Origin of the sequence: Mediterranea sp. An20 (assembly GCF_002160055.1) — a bacterium.
In the GTDB taxonomy this organism is placed as follows: domain Bacteria; phylum Bacteroidota; class Bacteroidia; order Bacteroidales; family Bacteroidaceae; genus Bacteroides; species Bacteroides avicola.
The window spans coordinates 168,682-184,553 of sequence record NZ_NFJV01000003.1 but is presented as its reverse complement, the minus strand read 5'-3'; the positions used below and the strand labels follow the sequence as shown (position 1 = coordinate 184,553).

At 45.7% G+C, this 15,872-nt stretch carries 18 protein-coding genes and 1 pseudogene; 14 read left to right on the top strand and 5 right to left on the bottom strand.

The genetic code is table 11. The features are described from left to right. Positions 1–80: 80 nt before the first annotated feature. From B5F34_RS03495 to B5F34_RS03465, 6 genes are all read left to right on the top strand, one after another. Positions 81–314 carry an excisionase family DNA-binding protein gene (locus B5F34_RS03495; RefSeq protein ID WP_087335097.1) on the top strand — a complete coding sequence of 78 codons (234 nt, stop codon included), beginning with the start codon at positions 81–83 and terminating at the stop codon, positions 312–314. 37 nt (positions 315–351) lie between these two features. Then, positions 352–846 carry a hypothetical protein gene (locus B5F34_RS03490; RefSeq protein WP_087335094.1) on the top strand — a complete coding sequence of 165 codons (495 nt, stop codon included), beginning with the start codon at positions 352–354 and terminating at the stop codon, positions 844–846. A 251-nt stretch (positions 847–1,097) separates the two neighbouring features. Beyond that, positions 1,098–1,532, top strand: coding sequence for a hypothetical protein (locus B5F34_RS03480; RefSeq protein ID WP_087335089.1), 435 nt, complete (start codon positions 1,098–1,100; stop codon positions 1,530–1,532). A 291-nt stretch (positions 1,533–1,823) separates the two neighbouring features. After that, the gene (locus tag B5F34_RS03475; protein ID WP_204245574.1) at positions 1,824–2,273 is read left to right on the top strand and encodes a hypothetical protein; all 450 of its coding nucleotides are present in this window, start codon (positions 1,824–1,826) and stop codon (positions 2,271–2,273) included. Further along, the gene (locus tag B5F34_RS03470) at positions 2,270–3,523 is read left to right on the top strand and encodes a relaxase (protein ID WP_087335087.1); all 1,254 of its coding nucleotides are present in this window, start codon (positions 2,270–2,272) and stop codon (positions 3,521–3,523) included. Before B5F34_RS03475 ends, B5F34_RS03470 begins: the two co-directional genes overlap by 4 nt. Before the next feature lie 22 nt (positions 3,524–3,545). After that, a complete protein-coding gene (locus B5F34_RS03465; RefSeq protein WP_087335085.1) occupies positions 3,546–4,079 on the top strand; it encodes a hypothetical protein in 534 nt (177 codons plus the stop codon). A 20-nt stretch (positions 4,080–4,099) separates the two neighbouring features. On the opposite strand, the gene B5F34_RS03460 is transcribed toward B5F34_RS03465, so the two are convergent. From B5F34_RS03460 to B5F34_RS03440, 5 genes are all read right to left on the bottom strand, one after another. Further along, positions 4,100–5,296, bottom strand: a complete 1,197-nt coding sequence (locus tag B5F34_RS03460; protein WP_087335083.1) for a hypothetical protein — start codon at positions 5,294–5,296, stop codon at positions 4,100–4,102. Next, positions 5,293–6,696, bottom strand: a complete 1,404-nt coding sequence (locus B5F34_RS03455) for a radical SAM peptide maturase (protein ID WP_087335081.1) — start codon at positions 6,694–6,696, stop codon at positions 5,293–5,295. The genes B5F34_RS03460 and B5F34_RS03455 overlap by 4 nt, the downstream gene beginning before the upstream one ends. A 66-nt stretch (positions 6,697–6,762) precedes the next feature. Next, positions 6,763–6,951: a hypothetical protein gene (locus B5F34_RS03450; RefSeq protein WP_087335079.1), complete on the bottom strand. Its 189-nt coding sequence runs from the start codon at positions 6,949–6,951 to the stop codon at positions 6,763–6,765. 32 nt (positions 6,952–6,983) lie between these two features. Further along, the gene (locus B5F34_RS03445; RefSeq protein ID WP_087335076.1) at positions 6,984–8,765 is read right to left on the bottom strand and encodes a hypothetical protein; all 1,782 of its coding nucleotides are present in this window, start codon (positions 8,763–8,765) and stop codon (positions 6,984–6,986) included. Between the two features lie 5 nt (positions 8,766–8,770). Beyond that, positions 8,771–10,072 (bottom strand): ATP-binding domain-containing protein, encoded by a 1,302-nt coding sequence (locus B5F34_RS03440; RefSeq protein WP_204245573.1) that lies wholly within the window; start codon positions 10,070–10,072, stop codon positions 8,771–8,773. Positions 10,073–10,752: 680 nt separating this feature from the next. On the opposite strand from B5F34_RS03440, the pseudogene traK reads away from it, so the two are divergent. The 8 genes and pseudogenes from traK to B5F34_RS03400 form a co-directional block, all read left to right on the top strand. Then, positions 10,753–11,136, top strand: a pseudogene (gene traK, locus B5F34_RS03435) (conjugative transposon protein TraK); the annotation flags it as partial. Positions 11,137–11,149: 13 nt separating this feature from the next. Next, on the top strand, positions 11,150–11,506 hold the full coding sequence (locus B5F34_RS03430; RefSeq protein WP_087335074.1) for a hypothetical protein: 357 nt from the start codon (positions 11,150–11,152) through the stop codon (positions 11,504–11,506). 2 nt (positions 11,507–11,508) lie between these two features. Then, positions 11,509–12,651 (top strand): conjugative transposon protein TraM, encoded by a 1,143-nt coding sequence (traM, locus tag B5F34_RS03425; RefSeq protein ID WP_087335072.1) that lies wholly within the window; start codon positions 11,509–11,511, stop codon positions 12,649–12,651. Between the two features lie 18 nt (positions 12,652–12,669). Beyond that, positions 12,670–13,014 (top strand): hypothetical protein, encoded by a 345-nt coding sequence (locus B5F34_RS03420; RefSeq protein ID WP_087335070.1) that lies wholly within the window; start codon positions 12,670–12,672, stop codon positions 13,012–13,014. After that, entirely contained in the window at positions 13,011–13,802 is a 792-nt protein-coding gene (locus B5F34_RS03415) for a site-specific DNA-methyltransferase (protein ID WP_087335069.1), read from the top strand. Before B5F34_RS03420 ends, B5F34_RS03415 begins: the two co-directional genes overlap by 4 nt. 12 nt (positions 13,803–13,814) lie before the next feature. Then, positions 13,815–14,663: a conjugative transposon protein TraN gene (traN, locus tag B5F34_RS03410; protein WP_087335067.1), complete on the top strand. Its 849-nt coding sequence runs from the start codon at positions 13,815–13,817 to the stop codon at positions 14,661–14,663. After that, entirely contained in the window at positions 14,660–15,172 is a 513-nt protein-coding gene (locus B5F34_RS03405; RefSeq protein WP_087335065.1) for a hypothetical protein, read from the top strand. The genes traN and B5F34_RS03405 overlap by 4 nt, the downstream gene beginning before the upstream one ends. Before the next feature lie 37 nt (positions 15,173–15,209). Then, complete coding sequence (locus B5F34_RS03400; RefSeq protein ID WP_087335168.1) at positions 15,210–15,872, top strand: DUF1566 domain-containing protein; 663 nt, start codon at positions 15,210–15,212, stop codon at positions 15,870–15,872.

The window sequence follows — 15,872 nt, the reverse complement described above, 5'->3', positions numbered from 1 at the left end:
GCTATTGGAATTTGCCGCCATACCTTTGCATTGTCGCCACGACAAGGGCGCAGTCGATTATCCATTAAAAATATACGCACATGACAGAGCAACGAAAACTTTTAAGCACAAAGGAAGCGGCCGAGTATTGCGGCTTCAAGCTGTCCTACTTCCGCAAGCTAATGATGCGCCGGGTTATCCCGATGTACAAGCCGTGCGGCAAGTTGTGTTTTTTCAAGAAAGAAGACTTGGACGCTTTTCTCACGGGAGTACGCATCTCATCACAAGAGGAAATCAACGAGGAAGCCGACCGCTATCTTGCAGGACGGAAGTAAACAACATTTTTAATTCACATCAAAAACAAATTGTATTATGGAACAACAGAACAGGGACATGGAACAGGCTGGCACAGTTACAGCTGTTCCGACCGTAAAGAAGAACGAGAGCCGTAAGCGTGAAGTAAGCGGCAAGGACGTACAGGCCATCCGCACATTCTTGGAGAGTGTGGGTATCTACGAAGCGGACGCACTGCGCGTGAGCATAGCCATCGCTGACAGCAAGGCGACAGCAGAAGGCATTTCAGCGGACGACCGCCTTGCGCTCAACCGGTATCTCAACAGCGGAAAGGACAACGAGCGTATGACGGCGGACAATGCGCAGGAACATCGGCTGAACCGTGCGTTTCAATTATTGGAGCGAGTGGCGGAGTTTTGCGACAAGCGGCAGTTGGTAACGATAAACAGGTCGTTGCTATCCATCGCCGTGAACGCGGCGGACATCAGCCGTGCCGTTTCCTCACTTGACAAGCGGCCTGTACCCGGACAATCATTTTCGGGCAGCACTAACGGTAACGGAGCAAACAAGTGACCGTATGCAAAAGGCGGAAAGATATAAGTCCGATGCGTGGTCTGTCTTTTTTCTTCCCTTATTTCGGGTTGATACACATCGACAGACTGAAACAAATTGTCGGCAAATATATTCACCTTTCATGCGTCATTCAAAACAGAGAAACCGTGCAGGGCACAACAAAAAACAAGTCGGCGTTTCCATACCGATACCTGCACGGCTTCATTTCATTCAGGGAAATTTAGTATCACATTTATAAAGTCAAAGATTTTATGGACAAGGAAACATACAGTTTCATGTACCCGACAGAGATTGCATCATTCTTTTTCAGCTTTTCCGACAGTGCGATGCAATGGCTGTGCGGAACAACGACCGATGACAATGGCAGGGAAATAGGCAACTTCGCATTGTTCGGCGACCTGTTGGCGAGGATGGCTTTAACGGACGGTGTTGCCAATGGCTTCCACAGACCGCTCATGCTTTCCGCAGGTCAGGCGCAGTATTCCGAGGAACAGCTTTCATCGCAATGGAACATGGGCAGGAAACGCATACGCAACCTGCTTGCCACGCTTACGGGCATGGGGCTTATCGACACCTGCCGTTCAAGGGTAGCGTCCGTGATGAGCTTTCCGTGCCTACTGCAATGGGAAATAGCGGAGAATGGCCGCATAGCCGCCCCATTCATCCACGAACAGAGGGAAGAATAAGAGCCGTCAGAAGCCGAGCCGACAACGGTATAGTGCAAACAAACGCTTTCTGTTGTTCCATTCTCCGGCACTCCTACTGGCACCAGTCTGTACTGGCTGTGGCAAGCGGAGGGTTGGATTGGCATGGAGCGGTAGCGTTCAGTTGCGAGATATGCCGAGGTATTACCGCCTTCGGACAGTAATACCCCGACGCCCTCGCAACAGTCCGGAAGACCGTTGTCCTTGCCGCTCGCAGGCTCGCACCATCCCTTTTGTAGAAACCGTATTATTCCATTTTAAGAACTTTCGTTTATGACACATGAAGAAGATACTTCCAAGCAGCAATCTGGGCGGGAGAAGCCTGTTATAAGGCGTGACAAGGTGGTGGTCACCAAAGTCACCGCCCAAGAACTTTCTATGATAAAAAGTAGTGCGGAACAATGCGGCATGACACGCAGCGACTTCATCCGTGCGAGGGCACTCGGCTACAAGCCAAGACAGCGGCTTTCTGATACGGAACTTGACGGATTACGCCAGCTTGCGGCTTGCAGGACGGACATGGTGAACTTCGCCAATGCCCTGCACGGATTAAGCGATAACGAGAAGGTAAAGCTATTCCGTCATCAGCCGACCATGCTCGAATGGTACGAGAAAGTGGCTTATGTCACAAACCATGTCGCCGACTTCTTGCAGTCCGCACAGACGGCGAACAGCTATCCGGCAGGGACAACAAACCAAGAAACAAAGGAGGACGGCGCATGATAGCCAAGGCAAAGGCCGTAGCACACGGCATAAGGGCGATGCTATATGTGTCGGGGGAATCGAGGAACAAGAAGCATCCCGAAAGGATTACCCGTATCTGTGACAACTTCATGCCGCAGGGCATAGATGCAACAGGCATTTTTACGGAAATGAAGTTTGCCACAATGAACCACCCGAACATCAAGAACAATGTCATCCGCATGGAGATAAGCCCGGCGATGGAACATTCCGAAAATTTCACTTTGGACGATTGGCGGAAACTGTGGCAGGACTTCGCAGCCGCTTTCGACATTCAAGAAATCCGCGACAAGGACGGCAAGGTGGTTTCTGCGCAGACGAACATATCGGGCAGCAAGTCCTCCGTATGGCTGCATGAGGAATCCGACAGCGGCATACCACACCTACATGCCATCGTCAGCCGTGTGGACGAGGACGGGAACATCAACAACGACCATGCCATACACCTCCGCGCACAACGGGCGGCTGAAATGATTGCCCGGCAAAGGGGATGGACTACGGCACAGCACATACACGAAACAAATATCCCGAAAGTCAGTGCCGACTGCATGGATGTGTTGCGCGAGCTTGACAAGTGGTCATGGGACGGCTACCAAGAAAGGCTTGCCGCCAAAGGCTATGACTTATATTTGCGCAAGGATAAGAAAGATGTCATTCGTGGTTATGTGCTTCTCAAAGGCAATACAAAATTCAAGGCATCGGAACTTGGTAAGGGGCGCAATCTGACCGCATCACGTATCAAACAGACATGGGAGAAACTGCATCAAGACAAGGCGCAACAAGTCCGCACTGCTACCAAGCAGTCTGTTTTACCGACGCCGTCCGTTCCCAATGGTACGCAGCAAAAGTCACAGTCTGTTATACGGCAGAGCAATCCGATATTCGAGGACTATACCACTTATAAGCTGAACAGCCAGCCCACAGTGTTTGAGCATGACGGAAAGACCTACAAACGTTATCTCCCGGACAAGGTGCTTGACTATTTCAATGACGAGTTCGACTACCGGGAACTGGCCAACTGGCAGGACTTGCAGAACTTGGCGATGGCTTACTTCACTTTGATAGCATCACCCTACGAGGTGACATCAGGCGGTGGTGGAGGCGGCTCGCAGTCTGACCTTAAATGGGGACGTGACCTGGACGAAGACGAGATTGAATTTGCTCGCCGTTGTGCGCGTGAGGCTTCGCACAGGCTCGGCATACAAAGGAAATCAGGAATTAAACGCAAATGACAAACCTAAAAACAACAATGCAATGAAACAACCTGATACGGCAGCTCTCCGTGAGCGGCTTGCCAATTATAAACCCGAAGACGAGTTGGAGCAGGACAACCGGGAACTTGACGGACTGCTTCAGAAAGTCAACTGCCAGCTAATCGAACTCCGAAATTTACTTGATGGAATCAATGCGCTAAAGGAAGAATTGCACGGCATACACGGCAACTTGAAACATACCGTCCAACGGGAACGGACGGCTTTCAAGGCTTTGGAAGCGGCCAAGGACAGTGCCGACAACATCGTGGACGGCATCAGTAACGCCATTGTCAAGGCAGAATGGAACACCGTTATCCATGCTAAGGTTGATGAAAGTGAACTTGCTAAGGTGAGCCAATGTTCAGCCAATCATATCAAGGCAGAAAAGAAGTTATTGGAAGAACACAGAAAAGAGTTAGCCAAACACCTCCAACGCAACGAAGGCATTTGGCTATCTTCCTGCTGGTTCACTATTATTTTAATCGTACAAAGCTTTAATTATTTGATGATGTTCTTATGGTTTATCTTGAATTAATGATAACATCAGATTATTATCTAATTTGAGCTTAACAAAGTCATCATATTTGTATATACATTTTCGAGACAAGCTCTTTTTAAGAGCCCTTGTTTTTCATAGATAGATATATTGGGACAAATCGTTGCAAAAAGGCAGTCATTACATGCTGAATATTTATCGCGGGTCATCATCCAAGAATTTTGTGACTTTTGCAGCCATTTATTTAGTATTGGATAAATCGATTCTTGTGTTATATCGCCTATAAACTCATCTGCGACATACAATAATCCATTCTTTTTTATAATAACACTACCCCAAAAATTACTGTTTATTTTCCCCTTTATTAAAGAATCTTCGATAGATGTAGAACAACTCAGAATATCATTAAAATTAAGTTGCATTTGTTCTATCAAATCAGATTGCAATTTAATATCATATATAAGTGGTACATATTGTATCTGAAGATTAAGAGTATCTAAAGACTTGAAATCATCAAGAGAAAGCAAAGGCATTATGAATGCTATATTATTAAATGTCGCATCACTTGTTTCTAACAACCTGTCAAGTTCTGTAATATTGCTAACGATAAGTTCAATTTTTAGATTTGAGTATTCGCACAAAAGTTTTTTTACTTTTTCATATTCACAAATTGCAGTTCGTATCACCACCCGGTTATGATACATTTGTCCTATTTTATAAAGTGTATCTAATAACAATTCATCTATATCGCCACATAATATTATTATCTCAATAGGAGAATTACTTAGTACAGTAAAAACTTCTCTCCACAATTGCTTATCCATTTTATATGAATTTACTCCCTGTTTTGGATATTCTAATTGATCATAAAGATTATTTTGAGGCAAATACAAATGTATGTTGTTAAAATGAATTGATAGGAACTTGATAAACGATGGAACATACCATCCTGTATTATATCCTAAAGCTTTCTTTTCTTTACTCATTGAAGAAACAAAAGAAATCTTTGGATTTGGATTATAAGGAGGAAATTCAGATACTATTATATAGCCTAATTCCTTAGATATTGCATCAACATAAAATTTATTCTTTTCGTCAAATATACAATAAGAATAGCTATCCTTATTTTTGACAAAACTTTCAACGATTGTTGATGACGCACTATACACATATTGCTTTGTTTGTGGGTTTATGATTAAAACACTATCCCCATTCGTTTTAACGCAACAATGTGGAAAGACACAAAAGTATTTCATTTTATTACGACATTTTCTTCTAACAAATTGACAATATCCGGATGTTTCTCAATATAAGAATATATTTGTGAAAGCATTTTTCTAAATTGTTCTTTAGATTTTTTATTATCACAATTAAAGTCGGTTGATTGGAAAGCGCATTTTATACAACATTGTTGCAAATAACAAGTGGAACAAATTCGTTCATATTTATCAAGCATAGAGTTAAACCGTTCAACTATATCAGAAGCGTTTATAATCATTTTTCCAGATGAATCTACATATCCCCATGGTATATCACGATTTATCTTTTCACAAGGAAACAAATTTCCATCGAATGTGACAAATATGCGTTTAGAAAAAGGTACGCATGTTCCTGTTGGGTAATTCAAAATGGATATATCATTATTAGATAATTCTCCCTCATTATGATAAGTATGTCTTGAAAGTTTCATACAAAATTCAAATATACGCTTATGTATTGGACTTTCCAATATCAAATCCTTATGCATAGATAATTCATATGGTATTTCAATTTCTTTATACATGGATTTGATTTTATTAAATTCCTTAGCGCTTAAATCTGGTTTGTGCAGTTGACTAAATTGTGGAAATTTACCAAATTCCGTCATAAAGAAATTAAGAATATCCACAGCCTCGCTTTTGTCCGTATAAACGGCATTAAAGCGAATTTTAGAGAATAAGGCTGGGTAATACTTTTGAACAAATTTAAGATTCTTATATACTATATCAAAAGAATTTTTTCCTGAAACTGTTTTTCTATAAGAATCATGTTTCTTATTACCATCCAAACTAACCAATATTCGGAATTTATGCTTAGATAAGAAATCTGCATATTTATCTATCAATACTGCGTTAGTAGTCATTGTGAATACAATTTCTTTCCCTTCAAAATTAAGCAGTTCTGCATATTCCACTATTTCTTTGATAATTGGAAAATTCATCAAAGGCTCACCACCGTAGAAACTTATTGCAAATGGTTCAGAGCATAACCCAGTCTGTATTTTTGATTTAAAAATTCTGGCTAAATAGTCCAATACGACTTTCGCAGTTGAAAACTCCAACCTCCCATTTTGCCTTTTTTGAAAAATTGTATATCCATCGCTATAACAACAATATTCGCACTGAAGGTTGCAGGCAGTTGTCATTTCAAAAACAACTTGTGATACATCCCTTATAGAAGTTTCTATATTTTTTTCAGAGATTCTTCCCGAATAATCACTATTAAAGTTATCAAGGTATCCTCCTTTTTTTAGTATTGACAGAAAATTATTATTGTTGAGATTACCAGATAACAAATCTTCGTGAACGTACAGCGGTATTGGTATTACGACCTTACGTGCAGGACTATACAAATAAGAGTTTCCTAATTCTGTTTTAAACGTAATAGTTTCCATCATGATTTTTATAATAAGTTGGGAGATGTCATATGAAAATACGGCATCTCCCAAATGCTAAAGAACAGATTAGTCTATATTCCAACTGGCAGAAACCTCTATGTCATCCATACGAATTTCGCCTTCTTTAATGAAGCATTCACATGGACATCCACAGTTAGACACATGATAAGGCTTGCCATCTTTTGAAACAATCCTCATCTTCTTTTTTAACTCTTTGTTCTGCTCTTCAAGCACGGAAAGTTTTAAGACTCCCATAAGATTGTAAATTTAGCCCCTTTTTACTTTTCCTATTGATTGCAGGGGCGTTGCAATTCAATATTTTTATGTACTGAAAATAGATACTCATCCATTTTCTTATATATATTATCATTTGAATAAAGCAAATTAGTAAATGTTTTGGGAAGAGAAGCATATCCAATGGCACACCCCCAAAGCATAAAACCGTATTGTTTGTAATTGATGCCCCTATTTTGCATAAATCTCTCCATTTGATCAAATCCAAAAGGCTTTACAAAAAATGCCATTATTGAAGAAAACACAGGTAGGTTACATGGTATTTCAAATCCTGAAACTTTATTGTTTTTATATTTCCAATACGTTTGCAATGTACTTATCATAAGTTGTCCTTCCTTTGTAGTTGCAGCAGGGAATGATTTAAAATCCGTAGCCGCTGCAACAATCAAATTCAATATATATGCCTCTGATATATTAGAATTTCCCAATAGGAATATTTCTCTTAAAGTAACATTTAAGAAATCAAGTTCTGCCTGCGAACAGTTTGGAATAGTCACATTTAGAAATGGAATCTCAGACATACTCAAAACTGAATAATCTATTTCTGATGTGGGCTCAATGTTAGATTTAATATTGCGCAAGACATCATTGATGATGTCACTTATTCGCACAAACAACGCGCTAATAGCTGCGTCGTATGTCGTAGGAACATTTGTCAAGTTAGATAATTGCTGCCTTATGTCAGCAATACGATTCTTTAGACTACGATATTCTTCATGACTTTCTTCAAATCTTTTTATTTCAAATTGGAGAAACTTTTTCCGATTATATTTTTCTGTTCCTTTTTCATAGTATTTACGAGATTTACCACACAATTTTCCTCTTTCTTTTTCTTCAGCTTTAATAAGCCCAAGTTCTTCGTTTAATTTAGCAAGTTCTGTTTCCGATTCAATGCTAAAAAGTTTGTTTTCAAGATCTTCTTTTTCACGTAACAAGGAGTTTTCACGTTCCTTTTTATCAAGACTGTAAAAGCTTGATATTTCTGCTTCTCGTTTTGATGCAAGTTTTACAATTTCACAAAACTGCTGTTCGATAATATCAAAAAGATTAGTTTGTTTCTTTATCGTTCTTAAATATAAATCCTTGCATTCCCTAATTAAATGGATGAAATTGCTCGTATTTGATACGGAACATTCATTTACCATAATTGATGTATTAAGTCCTGCAAAATCATTCTTTAAATCCGTAGTTTTGATGGTTAAAATTTGCATATCCCCCTTTACCGAAGAAGATGCTCCACGAACATAAGAGACTATTGCTCCTTTGATTTTATTATATATATTGTCCTGCTCTATAAATTCATCTTGTTGGAATGAAAAAGGATTATCCCCATTTCTTTTCGACTGCTCTTTGGTGTCCACTTGTTTTACAAATTCAACAAAGAAGTCTGAAGAATATTTCTCAATACATTTTACTTCAGACAATATTTGTGATTCAGCTATAAGTGAATCTCGTAAATCTTCAGATGAAAATCTGAACATAACACTCCCTTTTTTATAAAAGATTGTTTTGCTGTAAATAAACAAAGTTTTACTTTTTCGTATGGGAAATATACAGGAAGTATCTAACAGATTTTCATCTATCTTGATTACATAATCACCTCCTTGATCTTTTGTTGATAAAATCAAATAATTAGTTTTTTCATTAGCCTTATCTAAGTACCGACTCAAATTATTACCAAAATTACGTTTTTGATAAAATGCGAATGGTGACAGACTTTCAGTTACGAATGATTCTAAAAGGTTCCACGATGTTACATTTATATAGTACTGCATAATAACTATTGTATTTCGTTTTCTACGACAAAATCAGGAGAAACATTGTTTAGATATGAGATGCGCTTACCCGCATAGGATATATATAAACTACGCGAGGATCTTGTACAAGCAACATAAAAAGAATTGCGTGTGCATCCATTGGCTTCATTTGCAAATGGTACAAACACATTGTCAAACTCAGAACCTTTCGCCGCATAATATGTTAAGATGCATGGTAAGTCATTGTTTGAAAAATCCAATGTATTTATTGTACGAAATGGCACAACTTTTCCAGTTCTGTAATGTACTTGCGTTTTTATACCACGGTCATTTAAATATTTGTTAACTTCACGAACATCTTCTTCATTTGGGAGAAGTATTGCTACATCGTCTAAATCTTCCATTTTTATTCGATTTACAATACCTTCAAGTTCTTTTTCCTTCGATGAATATTTTGTTATTGTAGGTTTGGGATAATTAGGATAATCACTGTTTCCTCCGTCTTTTAGATTATTTGTTAGTAAATCTATTTTGATATCTTGAAGTTGTTGAGCTACCTTAGCTATAGACTTAGGTAAACGATAATTATATTCTAAAGTAAACCTTTTATAATTTAATACACTTGCAATTTCATCTATTGAACTTCCTTTATAATTCATCTGTTGTACAGAATCACCAAACAACGAAAGACTTTTCCCTTTATGAGGGATAATTTTGCTATTGTAATCTAAAATATTGAAGTCTTGTGCCTCATCTATGATTAAATAATCAATCACATCTTCCGACTGTTTATACATTGTTCCACTGGGTATCAATTCAAACTTTTCTATATTTGTTACATCAAAGCCTGATGTATATGTTGTTTCTTCGAACCAACTAACACGTCTACCAAAAGCATTATAAAATCTATAATCGACCCAATCCGCAAAATCAATCCCATATGAAGTCGGTGATTTTTCAGAGCGAACAAATTTCCTAATATCCAAATCATTTACTAAGTATAAAATATTTCTATTCCCTCTTTCCCAGTAAACATCGCCGGTCAAATCAAAGCCCCTATTAGTCCAAGCCCATTCATAAGCTATACGTTCTTTATCTAATCCAAGAGCTTGCATGCCATAAGCTATCATACGTTTTAGAGCAACAGTAAAGATCACTATTGCATAGCTACCTTTCCCTTTTGCTTGCAAAGCACGATGTATTGCCAAATTTGTTTTTCCACTTCCAGCCGCACCTTGTACAATTATATCATCATTGATACTTTGGACTATGATCTTTCTTTGGGAATCGTCCAAATTAGAAATGAACCATTTTTCAAGTCGCATAATTCTCTGTTTTCAAAAAACAGCGACTCCCAACTGTTCTGATGTTTTAATTTTTTCGCTCCATATACACACAAAACGTGGAGCCAGTCCTGTTGCTCGTTCCACAATGTAAAGGCTCTCGCATTGCCCTGTTCGTCGAAACGAGCAACGTCGAAAGCCCCACGCCGATGCTTATAATATAATTCTCCCTTTCCGCACTTTAACAGAAAGCGCAGTTAGGGCATATATAAACATCCCCAGGGGCGTTCACGTTGCTTTGTTTTTGACGAACAGTTTGAACGTGCGAGATTCTTACATTGTCAAAACCAAAGCGTTCAGTAAACGCCTGTATGTGTATGGTGTCCCACCCATCCGCACCATTATAAAATGGTGCTGGCGTGAGGGACAATTGCAAAGTTAGTAATTTTACTCTGAATAAAGCATTTATATTCTACTTTTTTGAGGAAATGAGCTGTCATAAGTATAAACTTATCGATATTTTTAGAATTTGCCACAACATCCATACCTCTGAATTAGCAAAGCAACCACATTTTCTCTCACTCTTCTACCTAATAAAAGAAGCAAAATTCTTTTGAGTTCTTATAAATCACCTCCAATGTGTCTTATTTGTTACTCTTATATTTTGCAATTTACATAACTAACTGTATTACAATTATTTGTACTGCTTTATAAAGAAAGTCCACCATTACTTCTTCACGCTGGCGCCGGACGACAAATACATCCGCTACACGATGGAGAAGGCCATGTACTTAGTGGACGAGACCGGACTTGCGCAGTACAATACGCTGAAGGAAAAAGGTTTCTACTCGAATATCATGGGCACGAGTGCGGTGTTCAGCATCTTCTGCGACAGCATCCGCTTCGACCGTGAGAAAATGGAGTTCACCTACTACGGACGGCAGCGCATCGAGCGCCGGAGCAACATCCTGATGCGCGAGCTGGTCACTGCCGGACAGCTCAAGCGCGTGCCGCGCACGGAGAACAACCCCCACGGGCTGCTCATCGTGAACTGGCGCACGCTGCTGAACAGGGACATCGAGCAGAAGACAAAGAACAGCTATTAAAGGAGGCACGACCATGAACATCAAAGGATTCAGACGCATGCTGCTCGGCGAGAAGATGCCGGACAAGCATGACCCGCAATACAAGGAACGCTACGAACGGGAGGTGGATGCCGGGCGGAGGTTCGCCAAGGCGACGCGGATAGACAAGGCCGCCGCCAAGGTGCAGGGCTTCGCCAACGTGCACCGCACCCTCTTTCTGGTCATCGTCTTTGCCTTCCTCGCCACAGGTCTGGCATGGAACATCTACCGGCTGACCGCCGTGTACCACCGCCAGCCCGCGAAGCGGACAGCCACCGAGATGCAGGACAGCATCCTGCGGGAAAGGCACCGGCCGTCCGGACCGTATGTACAACCACCTAAAGAACAATGACGATGAGCATACTGGAGAAAATCAATTTCAGGCAGCCGAAGTACATGCTTCCGGCCATCCTCTACCTGCCGCTGCTCGGCACGTCGTACTTCGTCTTCGACCTGTTCCGCACCGGAAAGGCCGAGGTGCAGGACACCGCGCTGCAGACCACCGAGTTCCTGAACCCGGAACTGCCGGAGGCCACCATCAGGGACGAGGGCATAGGCAGCAAATACGAGAACATGACGAAATCATGGGGCCGGATACAGGACTACACGGCCGTGGACAACATTGAAAGGGACGAACCCGATGAAAACAAGGAAGAATATGAATCGAAATACACCGAAGACGACATCGCCCTGCTCGGAGAACTCGAACAGGAAAAGAGTATGGCGGAGGAAGCAGCCGACGCCAAGACACGGGAGGAAGAAGCCCTCGCGGAACTGGAGAAAGCCCTTGCCGAAGCAAGGCTGCGCGGGCGGCAGGAAGTGACCCCGCCTGCGGAAACGGACACGGCCCAAGCCGCGCCGCCACCGGCGGAACCGCAGGCAGAGGGCATCATAGACGAGGACAGCCGGGCCGTGAAAGCCCCCGGCGAGGACGACAGGGCCAGCGAGGTAGTGAAGAAAGCCAAGGCATCCTCGGACTACTTCCACACGCTCGACCGGAGCAGCCAAGAGCCCAGGCTCATCCAGGCCATCATCGACGAGGACATCAAGGCCGTGGACGGCTCGCGTGTGCGTCTGCGCCTGCTGGACGATGTGGAGATAGACGGAAGCACCGTCCGGAAAGGCACCTACCTGTACGCCACGGTCAGCGGCTTCTCGTCCGGGCGTGTGAAAGGCAGCATCAGCAGCATCCTCGTGGATGACGAGCTGGTCAAGGTCAGCCTCTCGCTGTACGACACCGACGGCCTGGAAGGGCTGTATGTGCCGGAGAGCAGCTTCCGCGAGACGGGCAAGGACGTGGCCAGCAGCGCGATGTCGGGCAACCTGAGCATGAACACCGGCGGCTACGGCAACAGCCTCGCCCAATGGGGCATGCAGGCCGTGCAGAACGCCTACCAGAAGACGAGCAACGCCATCAGCAAGGCCATCAGGAAAAACAAGGTGAAGCTGAAATACGGCACCTTCGTGTATTTGGTGAACGGAAACCGGAAACAATGACAGCCATTATACAGCATCATGGAAAGAGACCTATCGAAACTCCACAAAGGGACGGACGGCTTTTATTACGATGACTATGTGCAGCCGGACAAGCCGGAGGTCTTCATCGGGAGGCTCGTCAGCACCGGGTGGTGGAACAAAAGGAAGCGCAACGCCCTGATCTGCAACTTTGAGACGGAAGACGGCCGGAAGATCGCCCTGTTCGCCTTTCAAAAGGAGACAGGCCTTTACGGGCCGAGGTGCGGCAACGTGAATTTCAAGCAGGCGGAAACGGACACGCTTTGGAAATGCGAGATAAAGATGACCCGGACAGGACACTGTACCTGGGCAAGTGCGGAACCCATAGAAAAAGAAGCAAAATGATAGAGACGAACCACATCTACAACATGGACTGCCTGGAGGGGATGAAGCGGATGGCGGACCGCAGCGTCGATGCCGTGATAGCGGATTTGCCCTACGGCGTGCTGAACCGCCAGAACAGCGCGGCCCGGTGGGACCAGAAAATCCCGCTCGCCCCCTTGTGGGAGCAGTACCTGAGAATCACCAAGCCGGACAGCCCCATCATCCTGTTCGCGCAGGGGATGTTCACGGCGGAGCTGGTGCTGTCGCAGCCGAAGCTCTGGCGGTACAACCTCGTCTGGCACAAGGACAGGGTGAGCGGCCACCTGAACGCCAACCGGATGCCCCTGCGCCAGCACGAGGACATCCTGGTGTTCTACCGTAAACTGCCGGTGTACCACCCCCAGATGACGCCGTGCCCGCCGGAGAAGCGGAACCACGGCCGCCGCAAGACGGAAGGCTTCACCAACCGGTGCTACGGCGGCATGGAGCTCACGCCGGTGCGCATCGCCGACGACAAATACCCGACCTCGGTGGTGTCCGTGCCCAAGGAACACCGCACGGGAGCCTTCTACCATCCCACGCAGAAGCCCGTGGCCCTGATAGAGTACCTGATACGGACCTACACGGACGAGGGCGACCTCGTGCTGGACAACTGCATCGGCTCCGGGACGACCGCCATCGCCGCCCTGCGGACGGGGCGGCAGTATGTCGGCTTCGAGATAGACAGGGAGTATTGCGACATCACGGAGCGGCGGATACGGGAAGAAATCGAACAGAGGGAAAGAATGAACAACGAGAAAAACCAATAAAAAGGCAAAGACATGAACAGACATCTGACGGGCCTGTTCCTCCTTGCGGCCGGACTGTGCGCCGCATACGAGGCGAAAGCCCAGAAAACCTACGAGGAAATGGAACTGCTCACCGTGAACGAGCAGGTGACGACCGTCATCACGGCATCGGAACCGGTGCGTCTGGTGGACATCTCCACAGACAAGGTGGCTGGCGACCAGCCGCTTGACAACATCATCCGCCTGAAGCCCAAGGAGGCCGGGCATGAGGACGGCGAGGTGCTCGCCATCGTGACCATCGTGACGGAACGTTACCGCACGCAGTACGCGCTGCTCTACACCACCCGGATGAAAGAGGCCGTGACCGACAAGGAGATACTGCCTGCGGAGCGGGAGGGCTACCACAACCCCGCCGTCTCCATGTCCACGGCGGAGATGACCGGACTGGCCAGACGCATATGGAACTCCCCGGCCAAGATACGGAACGTGGCGAGCAAGGCGCACCGCATGACCATGCGGCTGAACAACATCTATGCGGCCGGCGACTACTTCTTCATTGACTTCTCCATCGAGAACCGCACCAACATCCGTTTCGACATCGACGAGATACGGGTGAAGCTCGCCGACAAGAAAGTGTCGAAAGCGACCAACTCGCAGGTCATCGAACTGCAACCGGCGATGGTGCTGGAACCGGCCCAATCGTTCAAGCGGGGCTACCGCAACGTGATTGTCGTGCGGAAGATGACCTTCCCCAACGACAAGGTGCTGACCGTCGAGATGACCGAGAAGCAGATCAGCGGGCGCAACATCAGCCTGCACATCGACTACGAGGACGTGCTTGCCGCCGATTCGTTTGACAATTCACTTTTGGAGGAGGAATGAGCATGAAAAAGACAATAATCCTTGCGATAACATGCCTCTGCATGGCGGCGGGCGCACAGGCACAGCGGAACACCGGGCGGCTCTCGCTCGGGGCCGGGCTGCTGTACCGGAACGGCATGGACCTGACCCTTGCCTACGAGCACGAGATGAACTACCACAACGCCTGGGAGTTCTTTGCCAACGGCTACCTGCAGTGGAAAGACTGTGAGACATGCGGGCATGTCTGCCCGGACTCGTTCTGGCGGAACTACCGCACCTACGGCTTCGGCGCGGCCTACAAGCCCTGCGTGGTGCGCGGCAGGAACCACTACGGCAACCTGCGCATCGGGGCATCGGCCGGCAGCGACACGAGAAAATTCCTCGGCGGCATCCACCTCGGCTACGAACACAACTATGTGCTGCGGTCGGGCTGGGTGTTCTTCTGGCAGGCGAAGGGCGACATCATGATAAAGGGGGCCGACCTGCTGCGGGCGGGTGTCGTGCTCGGCGTGAAGCTGCCGACAAGATAGACAGTAAAAAATGAGGGAAAATAAAAAATACGGACAGATGAGAACAGACAAGATACATCTAATCATTGCGGTGGCGGCAGGCATGGCACTGGCCGCCTGCGACGCGCACATCGAGACCCCGGACAAGACGGTACGTCCCGGGCATGTCCTCTGCGACGACGGCGAGGCCCGGACCTATGAAAAGTACAAGGCATCCGGCAGGCAGGCCGTGGCCGTCGTATTCGACACCGGGCGGCACGGAGAGACGGAAGGGAACGGCTACGCCGTCTATCTGTGGGACATCGTTCCCACGGCTTTTGCGGACAGCCTCGGCGTGGAACAGGGAACCTCCGCCGACACGGAGGCCTACGACGGGAACATGAACACCTTCGCCCTGTACGACACACGGGAAACGTCTGCGCCGATGGCGGAAGCGGTCATTGACCGATGGCCTTACGGACAGAGCGCGTTCATCCCCTCGGTGGCGGAGATGCGGCTGCTGTACGCGGCACGGGAGGTCGTGAATCCCGTCATCGAGCAATGCGGCGGCGATCCTCTGCCGAATCCGGATACCGAAGACTGCTGGTACTGGACCTCGACAGAAGTGGAAGGACAGCAGACCGCCAAGGCATGGCTCTACTCGCTGGGCAGCGGAGCCATGCAGGAGACACCGAAAACACAGGCGCACCGGGTGCGCCCCATCATCACATTAAACAAATGA

Coding starts and splice junctions, on each gene's coding strand:
- B5F34_RS03490 (WP_087335094.1), top strand. CDS start 352: ATGGAACAACAGAACAGGGACATGGAACAGGCTGGCACAGTTACAGCT.
- B5F34_RS03495 (WP_087335097.1), top strand. CDS start 81: ATGACAGAGCAACGAAAACTTTTAAGCACAAAGGAAGCGGCCGAGTAT.
- B5F34_RS03415 (WP_087335069.1), top strand. CDS start 13,011: ATGATAGAGACGAACCACATCTACAACATGGACTGCCTGGAGGGGATG.
- B5F34_RS03400 (WP_087335168.1), top strand. CDS start 15,210: ATGAGAACAGACAAGATACATCTAATCATTGCGGTGGCGGCAGGCATG.
- traN (WP_087335067.1), top strand. CDS start 13,815: ATGAACAGACATCTGACGGGCCTGTTCCTCCTTGCGGCCGGACTGTGC.
- B5F34_RS03450 (WP_087335079.1), bottom strand. CDS start 6,951: ATGGGAGTCTTAAAACTTTCCGTGCTTGAAGAGCAGAACAAAGAGTTA.
- B5F34_RS03455 (WP_087335081.1), bottom strand. CDS start 6,696: ATGATGGAAACTATTACGTTTAAAACAGAATTAGGAAACTCTTATTTG.
- B5F34_RS03440 (WP_204245573.1), bottom strand. CDS start 10,072: ATGCGACTTGAAAAATGGTTCATTTCTAATTTGGACGATTCCCAAAGA.
- B5F34_RS03420 (WP_087335070.1), top strand. CDS start 12,670: ATGGAAAGAGACCTATCGAAACTCCACAAAGGGACGGACGGCTTTTAT.
- B5F34_RS03470 (WP_087335087.1), top strand. CDS start 2,270: ATGATAGCCAAGGCAAAGGCCGTAGCACACGGCATAAGGGCGATGCTA.
- B5F34_RS03465 (WP_087335085.1), top strand. CDS start 3,546: ATGAAACAACCTGATACGGCAGCTCTCCGTGAGCGGCTTGCCAATTAT.
- B5F34_RS03460 (WP_087335083.1), bottom strand. CDS start 5,296: ATGAAATACTTTTGTGTCTTTCCACATTGTTGCGTTAAAACGAATGGG.
- B5F34_RS03445 (WP_087335076.1), bottom strand. CDS start 8,765: ATGCAGTACTATATAAATGTAACATCGTGGAACCTTTTAGAATCATTC.
- B5F34_RS03480 (WP_087335089.1), top strand. CDS start 1,098: ATGGACAAGGAAACATACAGTTTCATGTACCCGACAGAGATTGCATCA.
- B5F34_RS03475 (WP_204245574.1), top strand. CDS start 1,824: ATGACACATGAAGAAGATACTTCCAAGCAGCAATCTGGGCGGGAGAAG.
- B5F34_RS03405 (WP_087335065.1), top strand. CDS start 14,660: ATGAGCATGAAAAAGACAATAATCCTTGCGATAACATGCCTCTGCATG.
- B5F34_RS03430 (WP_087335074.1), top strand. CDS start 11,150: ATGAACATCAAAGGATTCAGACGCATGCTGCTCGGCGAGAAGATGCCG.
- traM (WP_087335072.1), top strand. CDS start 11,509: ATGAGCATACTGGAGAAAATCAATTTCAGGCAGCCGAAGTACATGCTT.